We start from the raw sequence: 22,071 nt of genomic DNA, 5'->3' as shown, positions 1-22,071 counted from the left end.
CCTATAATCACTCACTATATGTAAATACAAAAACACCTCATTATTTATGCAAGAACACTTAAAGACGAACATACTCAATTTTAAATGGCCAAGTAGTACACCTGTTATATATCTATCGTTAGAAGATATTGAAGGTAGCCATCCAATCCATAGATCAAAGTTTTCAAAGCAGGTAAAAGAGGCGTTTCCAGATACAGATTTATCAAGTTTAGAGCATATTTTCACCACATTTACCCAAGAAATACCCAATGCCCCAAGTATCAAAATAAATTTAATAAAGGATAAAGAACTACGCATATACAAACAATTCCTTAAACACCAATTAAAAACCTACTTTTTAGAAAAGGGTTACATCGTGGTCAAAAACTTTGTACGTGATGTACAGGTTTGGATGCCTTCAAAAAAAGGAAATACAGCAGACTATAATTTATACTATAAATTCTCATTCAAAATACTGTTTGCAACACTAACAGACTTACCAGAACTTGTGGTATCGTATGATGGTACGTCAAAAGTCCTCACAAAATCAGTTAATGATATTGAGGAAACAGAGTATATTAAGCGTTGTGTGTATGGTCAAAAAACCTTCAATTACCAAATGAACCTTGATACAGAGGAAAAAGAAGAATTTTACAATGCTATTCAGTTTGAGCAAGCATACCCAATTTTTAATTTGTCATTAGCACGAGCATTAGATATACCTATTGAGGAACCTATAAGACCAATTAATAAATATCAAAAGTACGTAGCACTTATTAATAATTTTGCAACCAACTATCTGTTTGCAGAAGATTTTAAAGCCATATTTCCATTTAAGACTGATGCCTTTATAGATGTGCCACTTAATCGTATTAATCACATCGACCCACAAGTAGGATTATTGGAATTTGGTAAAGACCAATACGGTAATAAAAAAACACATTTAGTGCCTAAATTGGCAATGAATAACCTCAACCCTTACAAAAGACCCAACAACCAAAACATTAAGTTTTTCTTTGTGTACCATACGTCACATAAAGAAGCAATTAAAACCTTTTACAACAACCTTAAAACTGGTGTTACTGCGGATAAAAAGTATTTTAAAGGGATTGAGGCTTATGTAAATATTAAGGCTTCAACGTCTAAAGAACATTTTATTGAGTTTGCCAACGAAAACAACCCAATACCAGAAATCACAGAGCAGTTGGAGAACCTTTCGTTCGACCAAGAAAATGTAAGTTATGCAGCTTTTTATTTAAGCCCATTCGATAAGTTTACACCAAATCCCGAAGACCGAAACATCTATATTCAAATAAAAGAACTCTTTTTAAACGAAGGTATTGTTACACAGGTTGTAGATTATGAGAAAATGGTAGTCAATATCGAGAACCAATATAACTTCCAATTCTCATTACAGAATATGGCATTAGCAATTCACGCCAAATTAGGTGGTGCACCTTGGAAACTTGCAGTAACCGATAAAAAAGAATTAGTAATTGGTGTTGGTGCATTTACCAATCAAGGCGAAAACAGGCGGTATATAGCAAGTGCCTTTAGTTTTCAAAACAATGGCTTATTTAGAAAGTTCGAATATTTTGACCAAAACGAAACAGACCTATTGGCAGGAAGTATATGTAAAGCCATTAGAGATTTTACATCGGTTGCAGAAGCAGATAAAGTAGTCATTCACTTCTATAAGGAAATGAGTTACGAGGAACTAAAACCAATTATTAGAGGGATGCATACATTAGGGTTAAAAATTCCGCTTTACATTCTAAATATCAATAAAACAGAAGCAGAAGATATTATTGCTTACGACCTTAATTGGAACAAAAAGTTAATGCCTGTAAGTGGTACATACATACGTATTAGCGAAAATCAATTCCTACTGTTTAATAATGCGCGTTACCCTAATTCACAGAGATATGCAGATACAGATGGTTATCCGTTTCCAATAAAAATTAAGGTAAGCAGTCCAGATGAAGATGCTTTTGAAGATGCAGACGTAGTGTTAGAACTATTAACACAAGTATATCAGTTTAGCAGATTGTATTGGAAATCACTTCGTCAACAAAATGTACCAATCACTATAAAATATCCAGAAATGGTAGCACAAATAGCACCACGATTTAATAATGGTGTTCCAGACGATGCTAAAGATGCGTTATGGTTTTTGTAATTTACCAATCAATTTATTTGCACAACCATTGCATTTAATAATTTGTATATTTGCTACGATGAAATTTTTAGCATTCATATTAGCTATAACAATGTTAGCATTATCTGCAATGCCTTGTTCTGATGGTCAAAATTTTGAAGACCAACAGCACGAGGAAATTGGTGCTGAACACAATCACCAAGAAGATAGTGACGATTCTTGTCCTGTTACTTGTATTTGTAATTGTTGCGGTATATCAATAACCTATGAGCCATTGGCGACATTTGAACTATTAAATTTTCATAAAATTTCTACGCAATTAATATCTACATATCAGTCGAACTATCGTTTCGATTTCCATTTCAATATTTGGCAACCGCCACAAGTTTAATTCAGTTTTTATAGGATAGTTATATCCTTTTTTAATGTTTTCACTTTCAGGAAAGCATTTGCATTTTTTTTAACTGAATTAATACATTTTCTATGATTAATAAAATCATTGATTTTTCAATCAATAACAAATTCATTATTGGTTTGCTTACGCTGACCATAATTGGAGCAGGTATTTGGAGTATGACCAAAGTGCCTATAGATGCCGTTCCAGATATTACTAATAACCAAGTACAAGTTATTACACAATCACCCAATTTAGGTACTGAAGATATTGAGCAAATTGTTACTTATCCTATCGAGGTGGCAATGAGCAATCTTCCCGATGTACAGGAGATTAGGTCAATTTCTCGTTTTGGCTTATCGGTTGTTACCATCGTATTTGACGATGATATGGGAACTTATCTACCTCGACAGTTGGTAGCCGAAAAACTAAACGAAGTCAAAGAACAAATTCCTGCTGGTTTTGGCGAACCTACAATGGGTCCTATTTCAACAGGTTTGGGAGAGATTTATCAATACACCTTAAAAGTAGTACCAGAGTATAAAGACAAATACGACATTGCAGATTTACGCTCAATGCAAGATTGGATTGTACAACGTCAAATGGCTATGGTTGAAGGTGTGGTTGAGGTAAACGCTGTTGGCGGAAAAATAAAACAATACGAAGTTGCGGTTGACCCAAACGATTTGAATGCTATTGGTTTGACTATTACAGATGTATTTAATGCACTTGAAGCCAATAATCAAAATACAGGAGGTGCATATATTGAAAAGAACCATCAAGCTAATTTTATTCGTGGAGAAGGCTTGGTGCGAAGTTTAGAGGATATTAAAAAAATTACGGTTAAGAATATAAACAATATTCCCGTAACTATTGGTGATATTGCTACAGTACAATTTGGTTCTGCAATTCGTTATGGTGCATTGACGCAAGATGGTGAAGGGGAAGTCGTAGGTGGTTTGGTGATGATGCTAAAAGGTGCTAATTCCAATGATGTCATCGCCAATGTAAAAGAGCGAATGGCTCAAATAGAAAAATCCTTACCTGAAGGTGTAATTATAGAACCATTATTAGACCGAAGTAAATTAATTGGCGAAACAACTTCTACCGTTACAACGAATCTTATCGAAGGTGCATTGATAGTTATTTTTGTGCTTATCTTCTTATTAGGAAATTGGCGAGGTGGTTTAATCGTAGCTTCAACCATACCATTATCCTTATTATTTGCCTTTATTTTAATGAACGTGTTCGATGTTTGGGTAAACTTAATGAGTTTGGGAGCAATAGACTTCGGAATTATAGTAGATGGTGCTGTTATTATTGTTGAAAGTACAGTATTTCTCATTGCATCACAAGTTCTGAAAAAGAAACAGCTTACGTCCAAAGAACGAGATAAAGTGGCTTCTAATGCTTCAAAAAAGATGATGAATGCTGCATTCTTCGGTCAGTTGATTATCCTTATCGTATTTCTACCCATTTTAGCCTTACAAGGTATTGAGGGAAAGATGTTTAAACCAATGGCATTGACCTTTATTTTCGCTATGATTGGTGCAATGGTACTTTGTTTAACCTATGTGCCAATGATGTCTGCTTTAGTTTTAAGAGCACCAAAAAACGATAAAAAATCTTATGGAGACAGATTTGTACATTGGGTTGAAGACAAATATCAACCTTTATTGGTTAGAGCCTTGCGAAAAGGTAAATGGGTAATTGGTATTGCAGTTGTGTTGTTCGGAATTACAGTCTTTATGTTTACTCGAATGGGTGGCGAGTTCATCCCACAACTCGATGAAGGTGATATTGCATTTCACGCCATATTAAAACCAGGTAGTTCACTTACCGAAACTATTGAAACTACTACCAAAATAGAACAAATAGTAAAAGCAAAATTTCCAGAAGTTGATAAAATTGTAAGTCGTATTGGTGTTGCCGAAATTCCAACAGACCCAATGCCTATGGATATTGCGGATGTTTTTGTGATTCTGAAACCCAAAAGCGAATGGACAACAGCAGAATCAAAGGATGAATTGATTGAGGCAATGAAAGAAGCAGTTGAAATCGTTCCTGGTGTAAATTATGAGTTTACGCAACCTATTGAAATGCGTTTTAATGAATTGCTTGAAGGTGTCCGTGAAGATATTGCTATAAAACTCTATGGTGAAGATATTGACATTCTATCTCAAAAAGCCGAAGAAATATCTAAAATTATTGCAGGTACTGAAGGTATTGGAGATATGAAAGCGGAAGCCACAACAGGTTTACCACAAATGACCATTAATTACAACAGGAATAAACTGGCACAATACGGACTTCAAATAAATACGCTCAATCAAACCATACAATCTGCATTTGCAGGTGGTACAGCAGGTGTCATTTTTGAAGGTGAAAAACGCTTCGATTTAGTGGTGCGTTTAAGTTCTCAAAACCGAAGGGATATTTCTGATGTTCAAAATTTATACATCAATTTACCTTCGGGTGCTCAAATTCCTTTACGTGAAATTGCTGATATCAGCTACAAAGCAGGACCAATGCAAATCAGTAGAGACAATACCAATAGAAGAACCTATGTCGGTGTTAATGTTAGAGGTCGTGATGTAAAATCGTTAGTAACAGAAATTAAATCAAAATTAGATGCACAACTGGAATTACCATCGGGTTATTTTATTCGCTATGGTGGTGCATTTGAAAATCTGGAGCGCGCCAGCAACCGATTGCAAACCGTTGTGCCTATTGCATTGTTACTCATATTTATTTTGATATACTTTGCATTAAAGTCTTTACCCCAAACCTTAATGATTTACATAGCAATCCCAATGGCAACCATTGGTGGTGTTGTAGCCTTATGGTTGCGTGATATGCCATTTAGTATTTCAGCTGGTGTTGGTTTTATTGTGTTGTTTGGTGTTGCGGTATTAAATGGATTGGTAATGATAAGCGGACTCAACGAATTAAAAGACGAAGGTGTAACCAATCTAAAGGATAGAATAGTTGAAGGTACTAAACGAAGAATCAGACCTATTATGCTAACTGCTTTTACAGATGTATTAGGCTTTTTACCAATGGCTATTTCATCATCAGCAGGTGCAGAAGTGCAACGTCCATTGGCAACTGTTGTGATTGGTGGATTATTAACATCTACTTTGCTAACGCTGTTCGTTTTGCCTATTTTATACCATTGGGTAGAAAACAAATCTTTTACGTTTAAACCAAACAAAAAGTTAGTAACAGCAACAGCATTGGTATTATTACTATTTGGCTTTTCACCACAAAGTAATGCACAAGAGTTGAATGATACAATTCCTGAAATTTCATTACAGGAAGCTGTTAAACTCTCAAAAAGTAATTATCCAATATTAAAGCAAAAGCAGTTGGAAATTACAAAGCAAGAGCAATTAAAAGCGACTGCTTATGATTTCGGAACTACTCAAATTTTTACAGGTGGAGAAGAAGTTAATAGTGGTAATGGGATTTATACAACCATTGGTGTTGGTCAATCTAATATTGATGTGTTTGGTATTGGTTCAAAAAAGAAGTTACAAGAACAACGCATACTATTGGCTCAAAAAGCCTTTCAACTTTCCGAGTTGGAATTAGAATTGGAAGTTAAAAAAGCGTGGTCAAAATGCTATCAAATGAAACGAAACTATAACTTGTATAAAGAGCTGGATTCCATTTATTCCAAATTTGAACAAGCAGTAGCTTTAAATTATGAAGTCGAAGCCATTTCTAAATTGGAGTATTCGGCAGCTAAAAATCAAGCGTTTCAAATTCAGAATAAAAAAGCGCAAGCCTATAGTGATTATCTTATTGCCTTACAGCAATTCAATTTGTGGTTAGTTTCAGAAGAAATTTTTACAGTTTCAGATGAATTTGATGTAGCGATGGATAATGATATGGAAACGTTCAGTATTGAAAACCATCCAATGTACAGTATGTCGCAGAACATTGTAGATGAAGCAGAAGCCAAATACAAAGCAGCAAAAGCAAATAATTTACCAAAGTTCAATCTACAAGGTGGTTTACAAAGAGTAAATGGCAATTCAGGATTTTATACGTATCAAGCAGGTATTTCCATTCCGTTTTTATCAGGTTCTAACAAAGCACAAATTAGAAGTGCCAGAATTGATAAAGAAATAGCTGAAACCAATGTAGCGTTCAAAAAACAGGAAGTACAATCAAGGTTTGTTCAGGCTAAAGAAAATTATATCAAATGGAAAACATCTTGGGAGTTTTACAAAGACCAAGTTTTACCATTAACAAAAGAACAAAAAACAGGTGCATTACTGGCATACAGAGAAGGCGAAATAGATTATACTGCATTTACACAGTTAATTAAAGAAGCCATTCAATCGGAATTGGAGGCACAAACAGCATTAGTAAACTATTTAGAAAGCACATTTCAATTACAATATTTTAATCAATAAGACAATGAAAAATAAAATATATAAAATCCTTACCGTAATGGTGTTAGCCATATTTGTTACAGCTTGCGGAAATAAAGAAAATCATAACGAGAATGATGGTCATTCCCACAATGAAGAACAAAACACAGAGGTTAACGAAGAACATAATGAGAGTGAAGAAGTAATGCTTTCACAGCAACAATTTGATGCTTTAAAAATGAAAGTCGACACCTTGGCATTACGCAATATGAGTGGTTATGTTGAAGCAAATGGAACATTAGAAGTACCACCACAAAATGAGGCTGCCATCACTACAGTTGTTGGTGCAAATGTTGTTTCAATTGAAGTGATTGAAGGAGATAAAGTCAATAAAAATCAAGTTGTGGCTTATCTATCGCACCCAAATATTATACAAGCGCAAACCGATTATTTAAATGCTTATAGCAACAGTAATTTTTTGAAAAAGAATTACGAACGTCAACAAAAGTTATATGAAGCTGGTGTTGGTTCTGGTGCTAATTTTCAAAAAGCAGAAGCAGAATATCAGGCATCAAAAGCAATGGTGAAAGGTATGGAAGCGCAATTACGACTCTTAAATGTTAATACCACTTCTGTTCGTAATGGCACAATTGCGCAGCGCATTGCTTTGCGGAGTCCAATAGAAGGATTTGTGCAAAAAGTTGAAGTAAAAACAGGTCAGTATGTAGAGCCACAAACTGAACTATTTGACATCGTAAACACGCATCACGTTCACGCAGATTTAATGGTTTTTGAAAAAGATGTCTATAAAGTAAAAAAAGGTCAAAAAGTTAACTTTACGGTACAATCCATACCAGATGCAGAACTTACCGCAGAAATCTATTCCGTGAGCAAAACGTTTGAAGACAACCCAAAAGCAGTCCACGTTCACGCAGAAATAGAAAACAAAAAAGGCAACTTAATTCCTGGTATGTATATTCAAGGTAAAATTCAAGTAGATAATACCCAAACAAAAGCTTTACCAGAAAGTGCAATTATAAAAGAAGGCGATAGATATTATGTGTTTTCAGTAGAAAAAGAAAATGACGATTGGAGTTTTAAACCTATCGAAGTTGTTTTAGGCACTAAAGATGGTGATTGGGTGTCAATTCAATTTATTGAAGAGATAGAAAGTACCACACAATTTGCCTATAACAATGCTTATTACCTAATTGCTGAAATGAAAAAAGGTGAAGCCGAACACGCACATTAATTATGAAAACAATAGAACAACTATTAGAGTCAAAAAACATACGTGTTACCGCAATGCGTCTATTAATTTATAAGTTTCTTGCTAAAAAAAAGGTTGCAGTAACTTTGAGTGATATAGAAAACGCATTTGCAAAAGCAGATAGAACAACACTTTATAGGACTATTAAAACCTTTGAAGAGAAAGTCATTGTACATCAAATAGACGATGGTACAGGAATTACCAAATATGCGTTATGCGAAGAGGGATGTAATTGTGATATTAAAAACGATTTGCATTTACATTTTCATTGTAATAATTGTAATGAAACAACTTGTTTAACCGACCATAAAATTCCACAAATTAAAGTACCTGATGGCTTTGTTTCGGAAAATGTAAACTTGGTTGTAAAAGGTATATGTGATAAGTGTAGTGGATAACAAATGCACTTCCATTGCACTTACTATTAAATTACTTTTATCCAAAATTAGTGGATATGAAGTTTAATACTAAAATACCTAAACATATCAAACAGGCTTATATCGAAGAATTAAAACAATACAGTTTCTGTTTAGAAAATAAGCGGTTTGGTAATGCTTGGTTTCATTTAGAACGCAGTCATATAATAGGACAGTCTTATCCTATAGAACATACCTATTCACATTGGCTAATGCTAAAGTTTGGATTTAGACAAAAAGATACTAAAGAAGTATTCGGTCAAATTATTAGATTGCTTGTTGGTGGTTGGAAATCATTTATAAATCACGTTCCTCTTGGTAATACAGGTGGCGCAAACGTACCACCATTAAAACGTATGCCTATTCCAAATGACATTGAAAAAGTATTAGATATAGAATGAAAAATAAATTAGCGGTTACAAGTATCCTAACAGCAATCACAGCTTCATTGTGTTGCATCACACCAGTTTTGGCATTAATTGCAGGAACAAGTGGTGTAGCTTCAACTTTTTCTTGGATAGAACCATTTAGACCTTACTTAATAGGGCTAACTATATTAGTTCTTCTCTTTGCTTGGTATCAAAAATTAAAACCAGAAAAAGAAATCGACTGTGAATGTGAAACGGATAAAAAATCAAAATTTATTCAGTCAAAAACCTTTTTAGGAGTTGTAACAGTATTCGCAATAGTGATGTTGGCATTTCCATACTACTCAAGTATGTTTTATCCAAATTCAGAGAAACAAATTGTTGTCGTTGATAAATCAAATATCAAAACAACAGAGTATAAAATAAGAGGAATGACTTGTCCCAGTTGTGAAGCTCACGTAAACCACGAAGTAAATAAACTTAACGGAATTGTGAACTCAAAAACATCATACAAGAATGGTAACGCAATCATTGAGTATGACCAAACTAAAACTAATGAATTAGAAATTGAGAAAGCAATTAATTCTACAGGTTATAAAGTAACTGATAAAAATTAAAATTGATGCAAACTATATTAAAATCTGAAATCACTTGCCCAACCTGTGGTCATAAAAAGGAAGAAGATATGCCAACAAATGCCTGTCAATTCTTTTATGAATGTGAGAAATGTAAAACAGTTTTAAAACCAAACAAAGGAGATTGTTGTGTGTATTGTTCTTATGGTACAGTTCCTTGTCCACCAATTCAACAAAACAAAAGTTGTTGTTAAAACTAACTTGATGAAAAAAAAGAAAATCAATTTAAAAGATTTAAAACCAAATTCAGAAGCACAACATTCTCACGATGATGGTCATAATCACGGTAATGGAAGTGCATTCAAAACATACATTCCTGCTATCATAAGTTTTGTTATGTTAATGGTAGGTATCGCTGTAGATTATTTTGATGCGATTCCTCAATTTCAAGGATGGATTCGAGTAGTTTGGTACACTTTAGCATATATTCCAGTTGGATTTCCTGTAATTAAAGAAGGTTGGAAAAGTCTTATAAAAGGCGATGTTTTTACCGAGTTCTTTTTAATGTCTATTGCCACCATTGGTGCGTTTATCATTGGTGAATATCCTGAAGGTGTGGCAGTAATGCTATTTTATGCAGTAGGAGAATTATTTCAAAACGCAGCAGTTAATAGAGCAAAAGGAAATATTAAAGCCTTATTAGATGTTCGACCAAAAGAAGCCAATGTATTTCGTGATGGTGATTATGTTAGTGTGTCGCCAGAAGCTGTAAATATTGGTGAAAAAATACAAATTCGAGTAGGTGAGAAAATACCGTTAGATGGGATTTTATTATCCGAAAAAGCATCTCTAAACACCGCAGCGTTAACAGGCGAGAGCAAACCAGATTCCATTCAGAAAGAAGCAAAGGTTTACGCAGGTAGTATCAATTTAGAAAGCGTTATTGAAGTTGAGGTAACTAATAAGTTTGAAGATAGTTCTATTGCCAGAATATTAGAATTGGTTCAAAATGCTACTGCACGTAAATCTAAAACAGAATTATTCATTAGACAGTTTGCTCGTATCTACACGCCAATTGTAGTATTCTTGGCTATTGGTGTTATTTTTATACCTTACTTTTTTGTAGATGATTATGCTTTTAGAGATTGGTTATACAGAGCATTAATATTCTTGGTGATTTCTTGTCCTTGTGCGTTAGTGATTTCAATACCATTAGGTTATTTCGGTGGTTTAGGTGTAGCTTCAAAGAATGGTATTTTATTTAAAGGGGCTTCATTTTTAGACGCTATGACCAAGATAAATACATTGGTAATGGACAAAACAGGAACCGTTACCAAAGGTGTATTTAAAATCAAAGAAATAAAAACTATTGGTTGGGATGAATCTGATTTTATGAAGTATTTAATGGCTATGGAAGAACAATCCACGCATCCAATAGCTAAAGCCATAATGGTATATAAAGGAACTGAAAATAGCTATGAAGCAAAAGAAGTTTCTGAAATTGCTGGTAAAGGATTAAAAGGTATAGTAAACGGTAAAACTGTTTTAGTAGGTAACCAAGCCTTAATGATTGCCAATAGTATTGATGTTCCAACTGAAACGGAATCTATTGTAGAATCGATAGTATTAGTTGCAATCGATAATCAATTTGCAGGTTATGTAGTAATAGCAGATGAATTAAAAGAGGATGCAAAAGAAACAATTACAGATTTACATAAAGTAGGCATTAAAAATATTATGATGCTTTCTGGTGATAAAGATTCTATAACTCAACAAGTCGCTAAAAAGTTGAATATTGAAAATGCTAAAGGTGGTTTACTACCAGAAGATAAATTAAACGAAGTTGAATCTTTAAAGAAGAATCCTGAAAATAAAGTAGCTTTTATAGGTGATGGTATTAACGATGCACCTGTTTTAGCATTAAGTAACGTTGGTATTGCGATGGGTGGTTTAGGTAGTGATGTAGCTATTGAAACAGCAGATGTCATTATTCAAACAGACCAACCATCAAAAGTAGTGAGAGCCATTAAAATTAGTCGTTCTACACGCAAAGTAGTTTGGCAGAATATCATTTTAGCGTTTGGAGTTAAAGTTATTGTCTTGATATTAGGAGCAGGTGGTTTAGCCACAATGTGGGAAGCTGTTTTTGCAGATGTAGGAGTAGCATTATTAGCAATTTTAAATGCAGTTCGATTGCAGAAAATGAAATGGGATTAAGCAGATTAATCAATTAAACTTCTGTTAAACAAAATCAATAGTTGTTAAAATTTCGTAACTTCGCAATCAATATGAAGCAGATTTTCCATAAAATAATGTCTTTAGCAATGACTTTTGTAGTGTTATTCTCTACAATGTCATTTACTGTGAATATGCATTATTGTGGAGATACTTTAGTAGAATCTGCTATCTTTCAAAAAGCCAAAGGTTGCGGAATGGAAATGGAAAAGCCTTCAACCGAAGAATGTTCTATTACCAAGAAAAATTGTTGTGATGATAAACAATTAGCAATTGAAGGTCAAGACGAATTACAATTGCAAGTTGACAAAATCACGTTTGAGCAACAAGTATTCATCGCTTCATTTGTTTATACTTACATTAACCTTTTTGAAGGTTTAGACAGTAATGTATCTACCTACGAAGAATACAAACCACCACTCGTCATAAGGCAACTCTACAAGATTGACGAGACATACTTAATTTGATTTTTAAACAATAGACTCTTTTATCCTATGACTGCAATGTCGTAAGGATAATTTACTGTATTCGGTGTTTTTACAACACTATTGTCTAATTGTTTAAAATCAATCATATGCTAAATAAAAGCATCAAATTTTTAATAGAAAACAAACTCGTTGCAGTTTTACTACTTGTCCTTTTTATTGGATGGGGAACTGTTAATGCACCTTTTAATTGGGATACAGGATTTTTGCCAAGTAACCCTGTAGCAGTAGATGCTATTCCCGATATAGGTGAAAATCAACAAATCGTATTTACCAAGTGGGATGGTCGTTCCCCACAAGATATAGAAGACCAAATAACCTATCCATTAACCACATCATTATTGGGTATTCCTGGAGTGAAAACCATTCGTAGTTCCTCTATGTTTGGGTTTTCAAGCATCTATATCATTTTTGAAGAGGATATAGAATTTTACTGGAGCAGAAGTCGTATTCTCGAAAAACTTAATTCCTTACCAAGTGGTTTATTACCCGAAGGTGTTAATCCAGCGTTAGGTCCAGATGCCACAGGATTAGGACAAATATTTTGGTACACACTTGAAGGTCGTGATGAGAACGGTAATGTAACAGGTGGTTGGGATTTACACGAATTACGTAGTATTCAAGATTACTATGTTAAATATGCCTTGTCCTCTGCAAGCGGTGTTTCTGAAGTTGCATCAATTGGTGGTTATGTTCAAGAGTACCAAGTGGATGTAAACCCAGAACTAATGCGTCAATATAACATTGGGTTACATCATATTGTTAAAGCTGTAAAAGAAAGTAATAAGGATATTGGCGCACAAACCTTGGAAATTAACCAAGCTGAATATTTAGTTCGTGGTTTGGGGTATGTAAAATCCATTGCAGATATTGAAAATGCTGTAGTTGATTCTGAAAATTTCACTTCAATAAAAATTAAAGACATTGGAAAAGTTTCATTAGGTCCAGCAACAAGACGAGGTTTATTGGATAAAGAAGGTGCTGAAGTTGTTGGTGCTGTTGTGGTGGCTCGTTATGGAGCAAACCCAATGGAAGTCATTAATAACGTAAAGGAAAAAATTAATGAATTAAGTGCAGGATTACCTTCAAAAGTTTTGGCAGATGGAAGAACATCACAAGTTACCATAGTGCCTTTTTATGACAGAACAGAATTGATACAAGAAACTTTAGGTACACTCAATGAAGCCTTAACTCTTGAAATATTGATTACCATTTTGGTTATAATCATTATGGTGTTTAATCTTCGAGCTTCTGTCTTGATTTCAGGATTATTACCAGTTGCAGTCTTAATGGTATTTATTGCGATGAAACTCTTTGGCGTCGATGCTAATATTGTCGCATTATCTGGTATTGCAATTGCTATCGGAACAATGGTCGATGTTGGTGTTATACTATCAGAAAATATCATTCGGCATTTAGATGAAGATGATGGAACACAATCCATTAATACAGTAGTTTACAACGCAACAGCCGAAGTTTCTGGTGCAATCGTAACCGCAGTAATGACTACAATTATAAGTTTCATTCCTGTATTTACAATGATTGGCGCTGAAGGTAAATTGTTCAGACCATTAGCATTCACAAAAACCTTTGCATTAACAGCTTCAATAATTGTAGCATTGTTTTTAATTCCACCTTTTGCAGCGTTTTTATTCAGAAAGAAAAGCATAAAAACGCATTTTAAATATGCTTTAAATGGCGTTTTAATAGTATTAGGGATAATAGCAATAATCTATGGTTATTGGTTAGGATTAATATTGATAGCTTTTGGTATCACAGCATTGTTAAGTACTCAAAATAAAATAACAGAAAAACAATCCAACTTAATTAATATCATAATATGTACAACTGCAATAGTATTTCTGTTAGCGGAATATTGGAGACCTTTAGGAGTTGATAAAAGTATCTTCTGGAACCTCATCTTTGTTGGTGTCATTTGCTTTGGCTTATTGGGTGTTTTCTCATTGTTTATCAGGTATTATACACGAATTTTAAGATGGTGTTTAGATAATAAATTACTATTTCTTTCAATTCCAACTGCAATTGTCATTGCTGGTTTTTTCATTATGAAAAACACAGGCAAAGAATTTATGCCATCGTTAAATGAAGGTTCTTTTTTATTGATGCCTACTTCTATGCCACATTCTGGTGTAGAAGAAAATAAGCGTGTTTTACAGCAGTTAGATATGGCAGTTGCCAGTATTCCTGAAATCGAAACTGTAGTTGGAAAAGCAGGTCGTACAGAATCTGCATTAGACCCAGCACCACTATCAATGTATGAAAATGTTATTCAGTATAAGTCAGAATATATGCTGAATGAAAACCGAGAACGTCAACGCTACAAAGTGAATAATGATGGCTTGTTTGAATTAAAAGATGGTCGATTTATCGCAAATCCAAATAATACAGAAAATGTCACCTTGAGCACAGTCGAAAGGTCTCAACTCATTCCAGACAATAATGGAGAGTTCTATCGAAATTGGAGACCTGAAATACAATCACCAGATGATATTTGGAACGAAATTGTAAAAGTGACCAAATTACCAGGCGTAACGTCTGCACCAAAGCTACAACCTATTGAAACCCGATTGGTAATGTTGCAAACAGGAATGCGAGCACCAATGGGTATTAAAATAAAAGGGCAAGATTTAAAGCAGATTGAAGCGTTTGGAATGCGATTAGAAGATATTTTAAAACAAGCTGAAGGTGTAAAAGATGAAGCTGTTTTTGCAGACCGTATTGTAGGTAAACCCTATTTGTTAATTGATATTGATAGAGAGAAAATTGCTCGTTATGGCGTAACCATTGAGGAAGTTCAAAATGTTTTGAAAGTGGCTGTTGGTGGTATGGTATTAACACAGACAGTAGAAGGTCGTGAGCGTTATGGTGTTAGAGTTCGTTACCCAAGAGAATTAAGAGCAAATCCAACCGATTTAAAACAAATCTATGTGCCTGTTGAAAAAGGAAGCCCTATTCCTTTAAGTGAATTAGCGACTATAAAATATGAACAAGGTCCACAAGTAATTAAAAGTGAAGACACTTTTTTAGTTGGCTATGTGTTATTTGATAAAATGGATGGTTTTGCAGAAGTCAATGTGGTAGAAAATGCACAAACCTTAATTCAAGAAAAGATAGATAGTGGCGAATTGGTAGTCCCAAAAGGTATCAACTACCAATTTACGGGAACGTATGAAAACCAATTAAGAGCAGAAAAAACCTTGTCGGTTGTTGTGCCTTTAGCGTTGGCAATCATTTTCTTAATTCTGTATTTCCAATTTCGTTCAGTAGGGACATCACTAATGGTATTCACAGGTATTGCAGTTGCTTTTGCTGGTGGTTTTGTAATGATATGGCTCTATGGTCAAGATTGGTTCTTAAACTTCAATGTCTTTGGTGAAAATCTGCGCGATTTATTTCAAATGCACCCCATTAATTTAAGTGTAGCGGTTTGGGTTGGGTTTATTGCACTATTTGGTATCGCAACCGATGATGGAGTTGTAATGGCAACTTATTTAACACAAACATTTGATAGAAATACACCAGAAAATAAAAAAGAAATCAGAGCATCAGTAGTAGAAGCAGGAGAAAAACGTATTAGACCTTGTTTAATGACAACTGCTACTACCATATTGGCATTATTACCAGTATTAACATCTACAGGAAGAGGTAGTGATATTATGATACCTATGGCAATACCAAGTTTTGGTGGAATGTTAATCGCTTTAATAACACTATTTGTAGTCCCTGTTTTATATAGTTGGAAATCAGAAGTTAAACTTAAAAGAACAGTATAATGAAACATATAAAATCACACATAAAGTCAGTCATTTTTCTTTGTTTTTTAATCTTTGTTCTCAAAGGAAATGCGCAACAATTAGATGTGCTCATTAATGAAGCATTAGATAACAATCCTGAAATTCAAAAATTTGAATTGCAATACAAAAGGGTTTCAGAAAAAGTAAATGAAGTAAATACGGTTCCTAATACAGAATTTGGTGTTGGTTATTTTGTAAGTGAACCAGAAACTCGAACAGGTGCTCAACGCTTTAAGGTGTCTGCAAAACAAATGTTACCGTGGTTTGGTAATATTTCGGCAAGAGAAAATTACGTTAGTTCGTTAGCAGATGTTAAGTATGAAGATATTGTAATTGCGAAGCGAAAACTAATGTCTTCAGTTTCACAATCTTATTATAGACTATATGCTAATAAAGCAAAACAAAAGGTATTAACAGAGAATATCAATCTGTTAGAAACTTATGAAACAATGGCTTTGACTTCTGTTGAGGTTGGTAAAGCATCAGCGGTTGATGTATTGCGTTTACAAATGCGTCAAAACGAAATGCAACAACTCAAAGATGTGTTGCAACAACAATTTTTAGCAGAACAAACTAACTTCAATAATCTATTGAATAGAGGTAATGATGTTACCGTGAATGTGGTAGATAGTTTAATGATACCTTCTGAAGACTTTGATATTACTTTTGAAAAATTAGTATTACATCCTGAATTACTAAAATTTGATAAACTCTATCAATCCATAGAGCAATCAGAATTATTGAATCAAAAAGAAAGCAGTCCAATGATTGGTTTTGGATTAGATTATATCAATGTTGCTGAAAGACCAAATATGGATTTCAGCGATAACGGAAAGGATATTGTAATGCCAATGGTTTCGGTATCTATCCCAATTTTCAATAAGAAATATAAATCCCAAACCAAACAAAATGATTTGCAACAGCAGGAAATTACTGCTCAAAAACAGGAACGTTTAAATGCATTGGAAACGCTTTTAGACAAAGCGAATAACGAACGCATTTCTGCAAGAATAAGTTATGCTACCCAAACCAAAAACCTACAGCAAGCCAAAGATGCAGAAGACATTTTAATCAAAAGCTATGAAACAGGAACGATTGATTTTAATGATGTTTTGGATATTCAAGAGTTGCAGCTAAAGTTTCAAATGAACCAAATAGAATCTGTGAAGACCTACTATGTGCAAAGTACAATCATTAATTATTTAATTCAGTAAAACAATGACACACACATATCACATACACGGAATGACCTGCAACGGTTGTCGCAGTCACGTTGAGGAAACGCTCTCTAAAGTAGGAGGTGTTTCAAAAGCAACAGTCGATTTAGATAAGGCAGAAGCTAACATAGAAATGGAATCACATATTCCCATAGAAACATTTCAAGAAGCCTTAAAAAAGGATGGTGGTACATATAGCATTCATAAACAAGGTGAACACCATCAGCATTCAGAAGCTAAAAAGGAAAAGCAACCTAAAGGTACAGGCACATTTTATTGTCCTATGCATTGCGAAGGCGATAAAATCTATAACAATCCAGGTGATTGTCCTGTTTGCGGAATGGATTTGGTGGAAGAACAAAATCTATCAGCAACTTCAAAGGAACAATGGACGTGTCCGATGCATCCAGAAATTGTAAAAGAAGAAGCAGGTTCGTGTCCTATTTGTGGGATGGATTTAGTGCCAATGGAAGCAGATAGTTCAGCAGAAGAAAAAACGTATAAAAAGCTATTAAAGAAATTTTGGATTGCCACAGCATTTACCTTGCCCATTTTCTTAATGGCTATGAGCGAAATGCTCAATAACAATCCGTTGTACGATATAATGGAACAGAAATATTGGAACTGGATTCAGTTTGCATTATCAATTCCAGTAGTGTTTTATGCCACTTGGATGTTCTTTGAACGTGCCTATAAAAGCATTAAGACTTGGAATCTCAATATGTTTACACTTATTGGGATTGGTGCAGGTGTGGCGTGGTCGTTTAGTGTTTTTGGTATGTTCTTTCCAGACGTATTTCCAAGTCAATTTAAAACAGAATCAGGTGCAGTTCACGTCTATTTTGAAGCAGCAACTGTGATTTTAACGTTAGTGCTTTTAGGTCAATTGTTAGAAGCTCGTGCACATAGTAAAACCAATTCGGCAGTAAAAGAACTGTTGAAATTAGCACCTAATAAAGCCATAAAAATAGTAGATGGTGAAGAAGTTGAAGTCAGTATTGACGAGATAGAACTTAATGATATTCTAAAAGTGAAACCAGGAGATAAAATTCCTGTGGATGGTGTGATAACTGAAGGCGAAACAACTATTGATGAATCTATGATTACAGGCGAACCTATTCCTGTAAACAAATCTCAAGAAGATAAAGTAAGTAGCGGAACCATTAATGGGAATCAATCCTTTTTAATGAAAGCAGAAAAGGTAGGAAGTGACACTTTATTATCACAAATCATTCATATGGTTAATGATGCCAGTAGAAGTCGTGCACCTATTCAAAATTTAGCAGATAAAGTTTCAGGCTATTTTGTGCCAGTTGTAGTTCTTATTTCTATTATCACATTTATTGTATGGTCTATTTGGGGACCAGAACCAGTTTATGTGTATGCGTTTGTCAATGCAATTGCAGTACTAATCATTGCTTGTCCTTGTGCTTTAGGTTTAGCAACACCAATGTCTGTAATGGTTGGTGTGGGTAAAGGTGCTCAAAATGGTGTATTGATTAAAAATGCTGAAGCTCTTGAAAAAATGGATAAGGTAAATACGCTTATCGTTGACAAGACAGGAACAATTACCGAAGGAAAACCAACAGTTGAAACCGTTGGAGCTTTTAATGATGCTTTAAGCGAAAAAGAAGTGTTACAATACATCGTGTCATTAAATACAAATAGCGAACATCCTTTGGCAGAAGCGACAGTTAAATATGGCAAAGAACACAACGCAGAAATTTTAAAGTCCGAAGATTTTAGTGCTGTTACAGGAAAAGGTGTTGAAGCTAAAATTGATGGAAAAAATGTAGCATTAGGTAATCCTAAAATGATGGAATATGCTAAAGCGGATATTACTTCTAAAATGAAAGACGAAGCTAAATCTTACCAAGAACAGGGTAAAACAGTTTCTTATTTGTCAATAGATGAAACCGTAGTTGGATATGTAGTTATAGGCGATAAAATAAAAGAAACAAGTGCTAAAGCCATTAAAGCACTTCAAGATAAAGGGATAGATGTAATAATGCTAACAGGTGATAATCACAATACAGCACAAGCAGTAGCATCAGAACTAAATCTTGCAGATTTTAAAGCCAGTATGCTACCAGAAGACAAACTCAAAGAAGTAGAGAAACTACAAAAAAATGGAAAAGTAGTTGCTATGGCAGGTGATGGTATTAACGATGCACCAGCATTGGCAAAAAGTGATGTAGGTATTGCAATGGGTACGGGAACAGATGTAGCGATAGAAAGTGCTATGATAACACTCGTAAAAGGCGATTTACACGGTATTGTAAAAGCAAAAAATTTAAGTAATGCTGTAATGAAGAACATTAAGCAGAACCTATTTTTTGCACTTATTTATAACACTTTAGGTGTGCCTATTGCAGCAGGAGTTTTGTTTCCATTCTTTGGAATATTGCTCTCGCCAATGATAGCAGCTTTAGCAATGAGTTTTAGCTCTGTTTCAGTTATTGGAAATGCACTACGATTAAGAACAATTAAAGTTTAACTATAAAATCAAATAATTATGGAAAATTCAAAAGAACACTCAAACAAAGGAAATTACAAAACCTTCTTTATAATGTTGGCTTGCTCATTTGTAGCAATGTACATCACAATGTATCTAAACACCTATGCAATAGACCACGTGTGGTTTAGCTTAACCCGATTTTATATGACCTGTTTAGGTATTTCAGCAATGGCAGTAATAATGTGGTTTTTTATGCGAAAAATGTATAATGATAGAAAGAAAAACATAGCCATACTTGCAGGTAGTTTTATCCTGTTTGTAGGTGCATTAGGATTAGTAAGAACACAAGCACCAATCATTGGTGACGTACTATGGATGAAAGCAATGATACCACATCATTCTATCGCTATTTTAACAAGTGAAAGAGCAGATATTCAAGACCCAGAAGTTAAAAAATTAGCAGAAGACATTATAAAAGCACAACGTAAAGAAATAGAAGAAATGAAAGCAATGATAAAACGATTAGAGAATGAAAAATAATAAAATAGTCATATATATTGGCATACTCGTAGTAGGTGTGTTATTGGGTTGGTTGCTTTTTGGTGGCTCATCAAATGAAGAAATAGACCATAATCACGATGCGGTTGCAGCAACCAATCAAATGTGGACGTGTTCTATGCATCCACAGATTATGCAACCAGAGCCAGGCGACTGCCCCATTTGTGGTATGGATTTAATTCCTGCGGAAAGCGGAAGTGATGGCTTAATGGCAGACCAATTTAAACTAACAGAAAATGCGATGGCATTAGCCAATATTCAAACAACTGTTGTAGGCAAGGGAAATGTTGAAGGCAACACCATAAAGTTATCTGGTAAAATTGCTGAAAACGAAGAAGCCAATGCAGTACAGGTAAGTTATTTCGCTGGAAGAATTGAACGTTTGAATGTGAGTTTTACAGGCGAAGAAGTTCGTAAAGGTCAATTATTGGCAACCATTTATTCGCCAGAACTCTATGCAGCACAACAAGAATTAATCACAGCAGCTTCTTTAAAAGAATCTCAACCTGCTTTATACAAAGCAGTCCGTAATAAATTTAAATTATGGAAACTCTCTGAAAATCAAATCAACCAGATTGAAGAAACAGGAAAAGTAAAAGAAAACTTTCCTGTTTATGCAACCGTTTCGGGTACTGTTACAGAAAAATTGGTAGAGCAAGGCGATTACATCAAACAAGGACAACCCTTATTAAAAATTGCCAATCTCAACACAGTTTGGGGAAATTTTGATGTGTATGAAAATCAGATTGACCGCTTTAAAAAAGGACAGGAAGTGATGATTACAACCAACGCTTATCCTAACAAGGAATTTAAAGGTAAAGTTGATTTCATTGACCCAGTTTTAAACACGAAAACAAGAACTGTAACCTTACGTGTTGTTTTAAGCAATAAGGACGATGTATTTAAACCAGGAATGTTTGTAACCGCAAATATTGAAGGCAGTACAGCTAAAAATGATGAAGTATTATCAATTCCTGCATCTTCTGTATTATGGACAGGTGAACGTTCTGTGGTGTACCTTAAAACAAATCCAGACCAACCTATTTTTGAAATGCGTGAAATTAAATTAGGCAATCAAATTGGTAATGAATATGAAGTTGTAGAAGGTTTATTTGTTGGAAATGAAATAGTGACTAACGGAACATTTACGGTTGATGCAGCAGCACAATTACAAGGCAAAAAGTCTATGATGAATAAAGATGGTGGTAAAGTAATGACTGGACACGAAGGTCATTTAGGTATGGATAACAATGCATCTAACAAAGAAAGTGACCACACTAATATGAATGAGCGTTTGGAAGTATCAGAGAAATTTCAACAACAGTTAAATAGTGTTTACAATGCGTATATCAATTTAAAAGATGCTTTAGTAAAAGAAGATTCAATAAGTACTTCAGCAAACACAACAACTTTATTAAATAAATTGAACAAAGTAGATATGAAATTGTTGTCAGATAATAAGGCGCATAACCATTGGATGTCATTAGAAGGCGAAATAAAATCTTCTGCAACTTCAATTTCTGAAACGTCCGATATAAAATCACAAAGAGACCATTTTAAACATTTATCATCACATCTAATCAATGCTGTACAACTATTTGGTATCAATGAAAAGGTCTATGTAGAATTTTGTCCAATGGCAGATAACAATAATGGTGCTTATTGGTTAAGCAAAGAAGAAAAAGTAATCAATCCATATTTTGGCGAAGCAATGCTAACCTGTGGTGAAGTAAAACAAGTAATAGAATAATAAATCAAGTA

General features: G+C 34.3%; 15 protein-coding genes. All 15 read left to right on the top strand.

Going from position 1 to position 22,071, the window contains the following annotated elements; genetic code table 11:
• Positions 1-46 precede the first annotated feature (46 nt).
• On the top strand, positions 47-2,158 hold the full coding sequence (locus tag BXY80_RS09095; RefSeq protein WP_120201184.1) for a Piwi domain-containing protein: 2,112 nt from the start codon (positions 47-49) through the stop codon (positions 2,156-2,158).
• Positions 2,130-2,528, top strand: coding sequence for a DUF6660 family protein (locus tag BXY80_RS09090; protein WP_245977232.1), 399 nt, complete (start codon positions 2,130-2,132; stop codon positions 2,526-2,528). Before BXY80_RS09095 ends, BXY80_RS09090 begins: the two co-directional genes overlap by 29 nt.
• Before the next feature lie 92 nt (positions 2,529-2,620).
• A complete protein-coding gene (locus BXY80_RS09085) occupies positions 2,621-6,955 on the top strand; it encodes a CusA/CzcA family heavy metal efflux RND transporter (RefSeq protein ID WP_120201182.1) in 4,335 nt (1,444 codons plus the stop codon).
• A gap of 4 nt (positions 6,956-6,959) precedes the next feature.
• Positions 6,960-8,165 carry an efflux RND transporter periplasmic adaptor subunit gene (locus BXY80_RS09080; RefSeq protein ID WP_120201180.1) on the top strand — a complete coding sequence of 402 codons (1,206 nt, stop codon included), beginning with the start codon at positions 6,960-6,962 and terminating at the stop codon, positions 8,163-8,165.
• A gap of 2 nt (positions 8,166-8,167) precedes the next feature.
• Positions 8,168-8,581, top strand: a complete 414-nt coding sequence (locus BXY80_RS09075) for a Fur family transcriptional regulator (RefSeq protein ID WP_120201177.1) — start codon at positions 8,168-8,170, stop codon at positions 8,579-8,581.
• A 56-nt stretch (positions 8,582-8,637) separates the two neighbouring features.
• Positions 8,638-9,000 (top strand): DUF3703 domain-containing protein, encoded by a 363-nt coding sequence (locus BXY80_RS09070; RefSeq protein ID WP_120201175.1) that lies wholly within the window; start codon positions 8,638-8,640, stop codon positions 8,998-9,000.
• Positions 8,997-9,584: a mercuric transport protein MerTP gene (gene merTP / locus BXY80_RS09065; protein WP_120201173.1), complete on the top strand. Its 588-nt coding sequence runs from the start codon at positions 8,997-8,999 to the stop codon at positions 9,582-9,584. Before BXY80_RS09070 ends, merTP begins: the two co-directional genes overlap by 4 nt.
• Before the next feature lie 5 nt (positions 9,585-9,589).
• A complete protein-coding gene (locus BXY80_RS09060; RefSeq protein ID WP_120201171.1) occupies positions 9,590-9,796 on the top strand; it encodes a GDCCVxC domain-containing (seleno)protein in 207 nt (68 codons plus the stop codon).
• Positions 9,797-9,806: 10 nt separating this feature from the next.
• Positions 9,807-11,759 carry a heavy metal translocating P-type ATPase gene (locus tag BXY80_RS09055; RefSeq protein ID WP_120201169.1) on the top strand — a complete coding sequence of 651 codons (1,953 nt, stop codon included), beginning with the start codon at positions 9,807-9,809 and terminating at the stop codon, positions 11,757-11,759.
• 71 nt (positions 11,760-11,830) lie between these two features.
• Positions 11,831-12,244, top strand: coding sequence for an HYC_CC_PP family protein (locus BXY80_RS09050; RefSeq protein WP_036122971.1), 414 nt, complete (start codon positions 11,831-11,833; stop codon positions 12,242-12,244).
• A 107-nt stretch (positions 12,245-12,351) separates the two neighbouring features.
• Positions 12,352-16,056, top strand: a complete 3,705-nt coding sequence (locus BXY80_RS09045) for an efflux RND transporter permease subunit (protein WP_120201167.1) — start codon at positions 12,352-12,354, stop codon at positions 16,054-16,056.
• Complete coding sequence (locus BXY80_RS09040) at positions 16,056-17,291, top strand: TolC family protein (protein ID WP_054851357.1); 1,236 nt, start codon at positions 16,056-16,058, stop codon at positions 17,289-17,291. The genes BXY80_RS09045 and BXY80_RS09040 overlap by 1 nt, the downstream gene beginning before the upstream one ends.
• A 4-nt stretch (positions 17,292-17,295) precedes the next feature.
• Complete coding sequence (locus tag BXY80_RS09035) at positions 17,296-19,791, top strand: heavy metal translocating P-type ATPase (protein WP_120201165.1); 2,496 nt, start codon at positions 17,296-17,298, stop codon at positions 19,789-19,791.
• A gap of 18 nt (positions 19,792-19,809) precedes the next feature.
• Positions 19,810-20,292 (top strand): DUF305 domain-containing protein, encoded by a 483-nt coding sequence (locus tag BXY80_RS09030; RefSeq protein WP_106688417.1) that lies wholly within the window; start codon positions 19,810-19,812, stop codon positions 20,290-20,292.
• Positions 20,282-22,060, top strand: coding sequence for an efflux RND transporter periplasmic adaptor subunit (locus BXY80_RS09025; RefSeq protein WP_120201163.1), 1,779 nt, complete (start codon positions 20,282-20,284; stop codon positions 22,058-22,060). Before BXY80_RS09030 ends, BXY80_RS09025 begins: the two co-directional genes overlap by 11 nt.
• The last annotated feature ends 11 nt before the right edge of the window (positions 22,061-22,071 follow it).

Origin of the sequence: Ichthyenterobacterium magnum, from assembly GCF_003610635.1 — a bacterium.
GTDB classification, from domain to species: domain Bacteria; phylum Bacteroidota; class Bacteroidia; order Flavobacteriales; family Flavobacteriaceae; genus Ichthyenterobacterium; species Ichthyenterobacterium magnum.
This window is presented reverse-complemented; position numbering and strand designations above follow the sequence as displayed.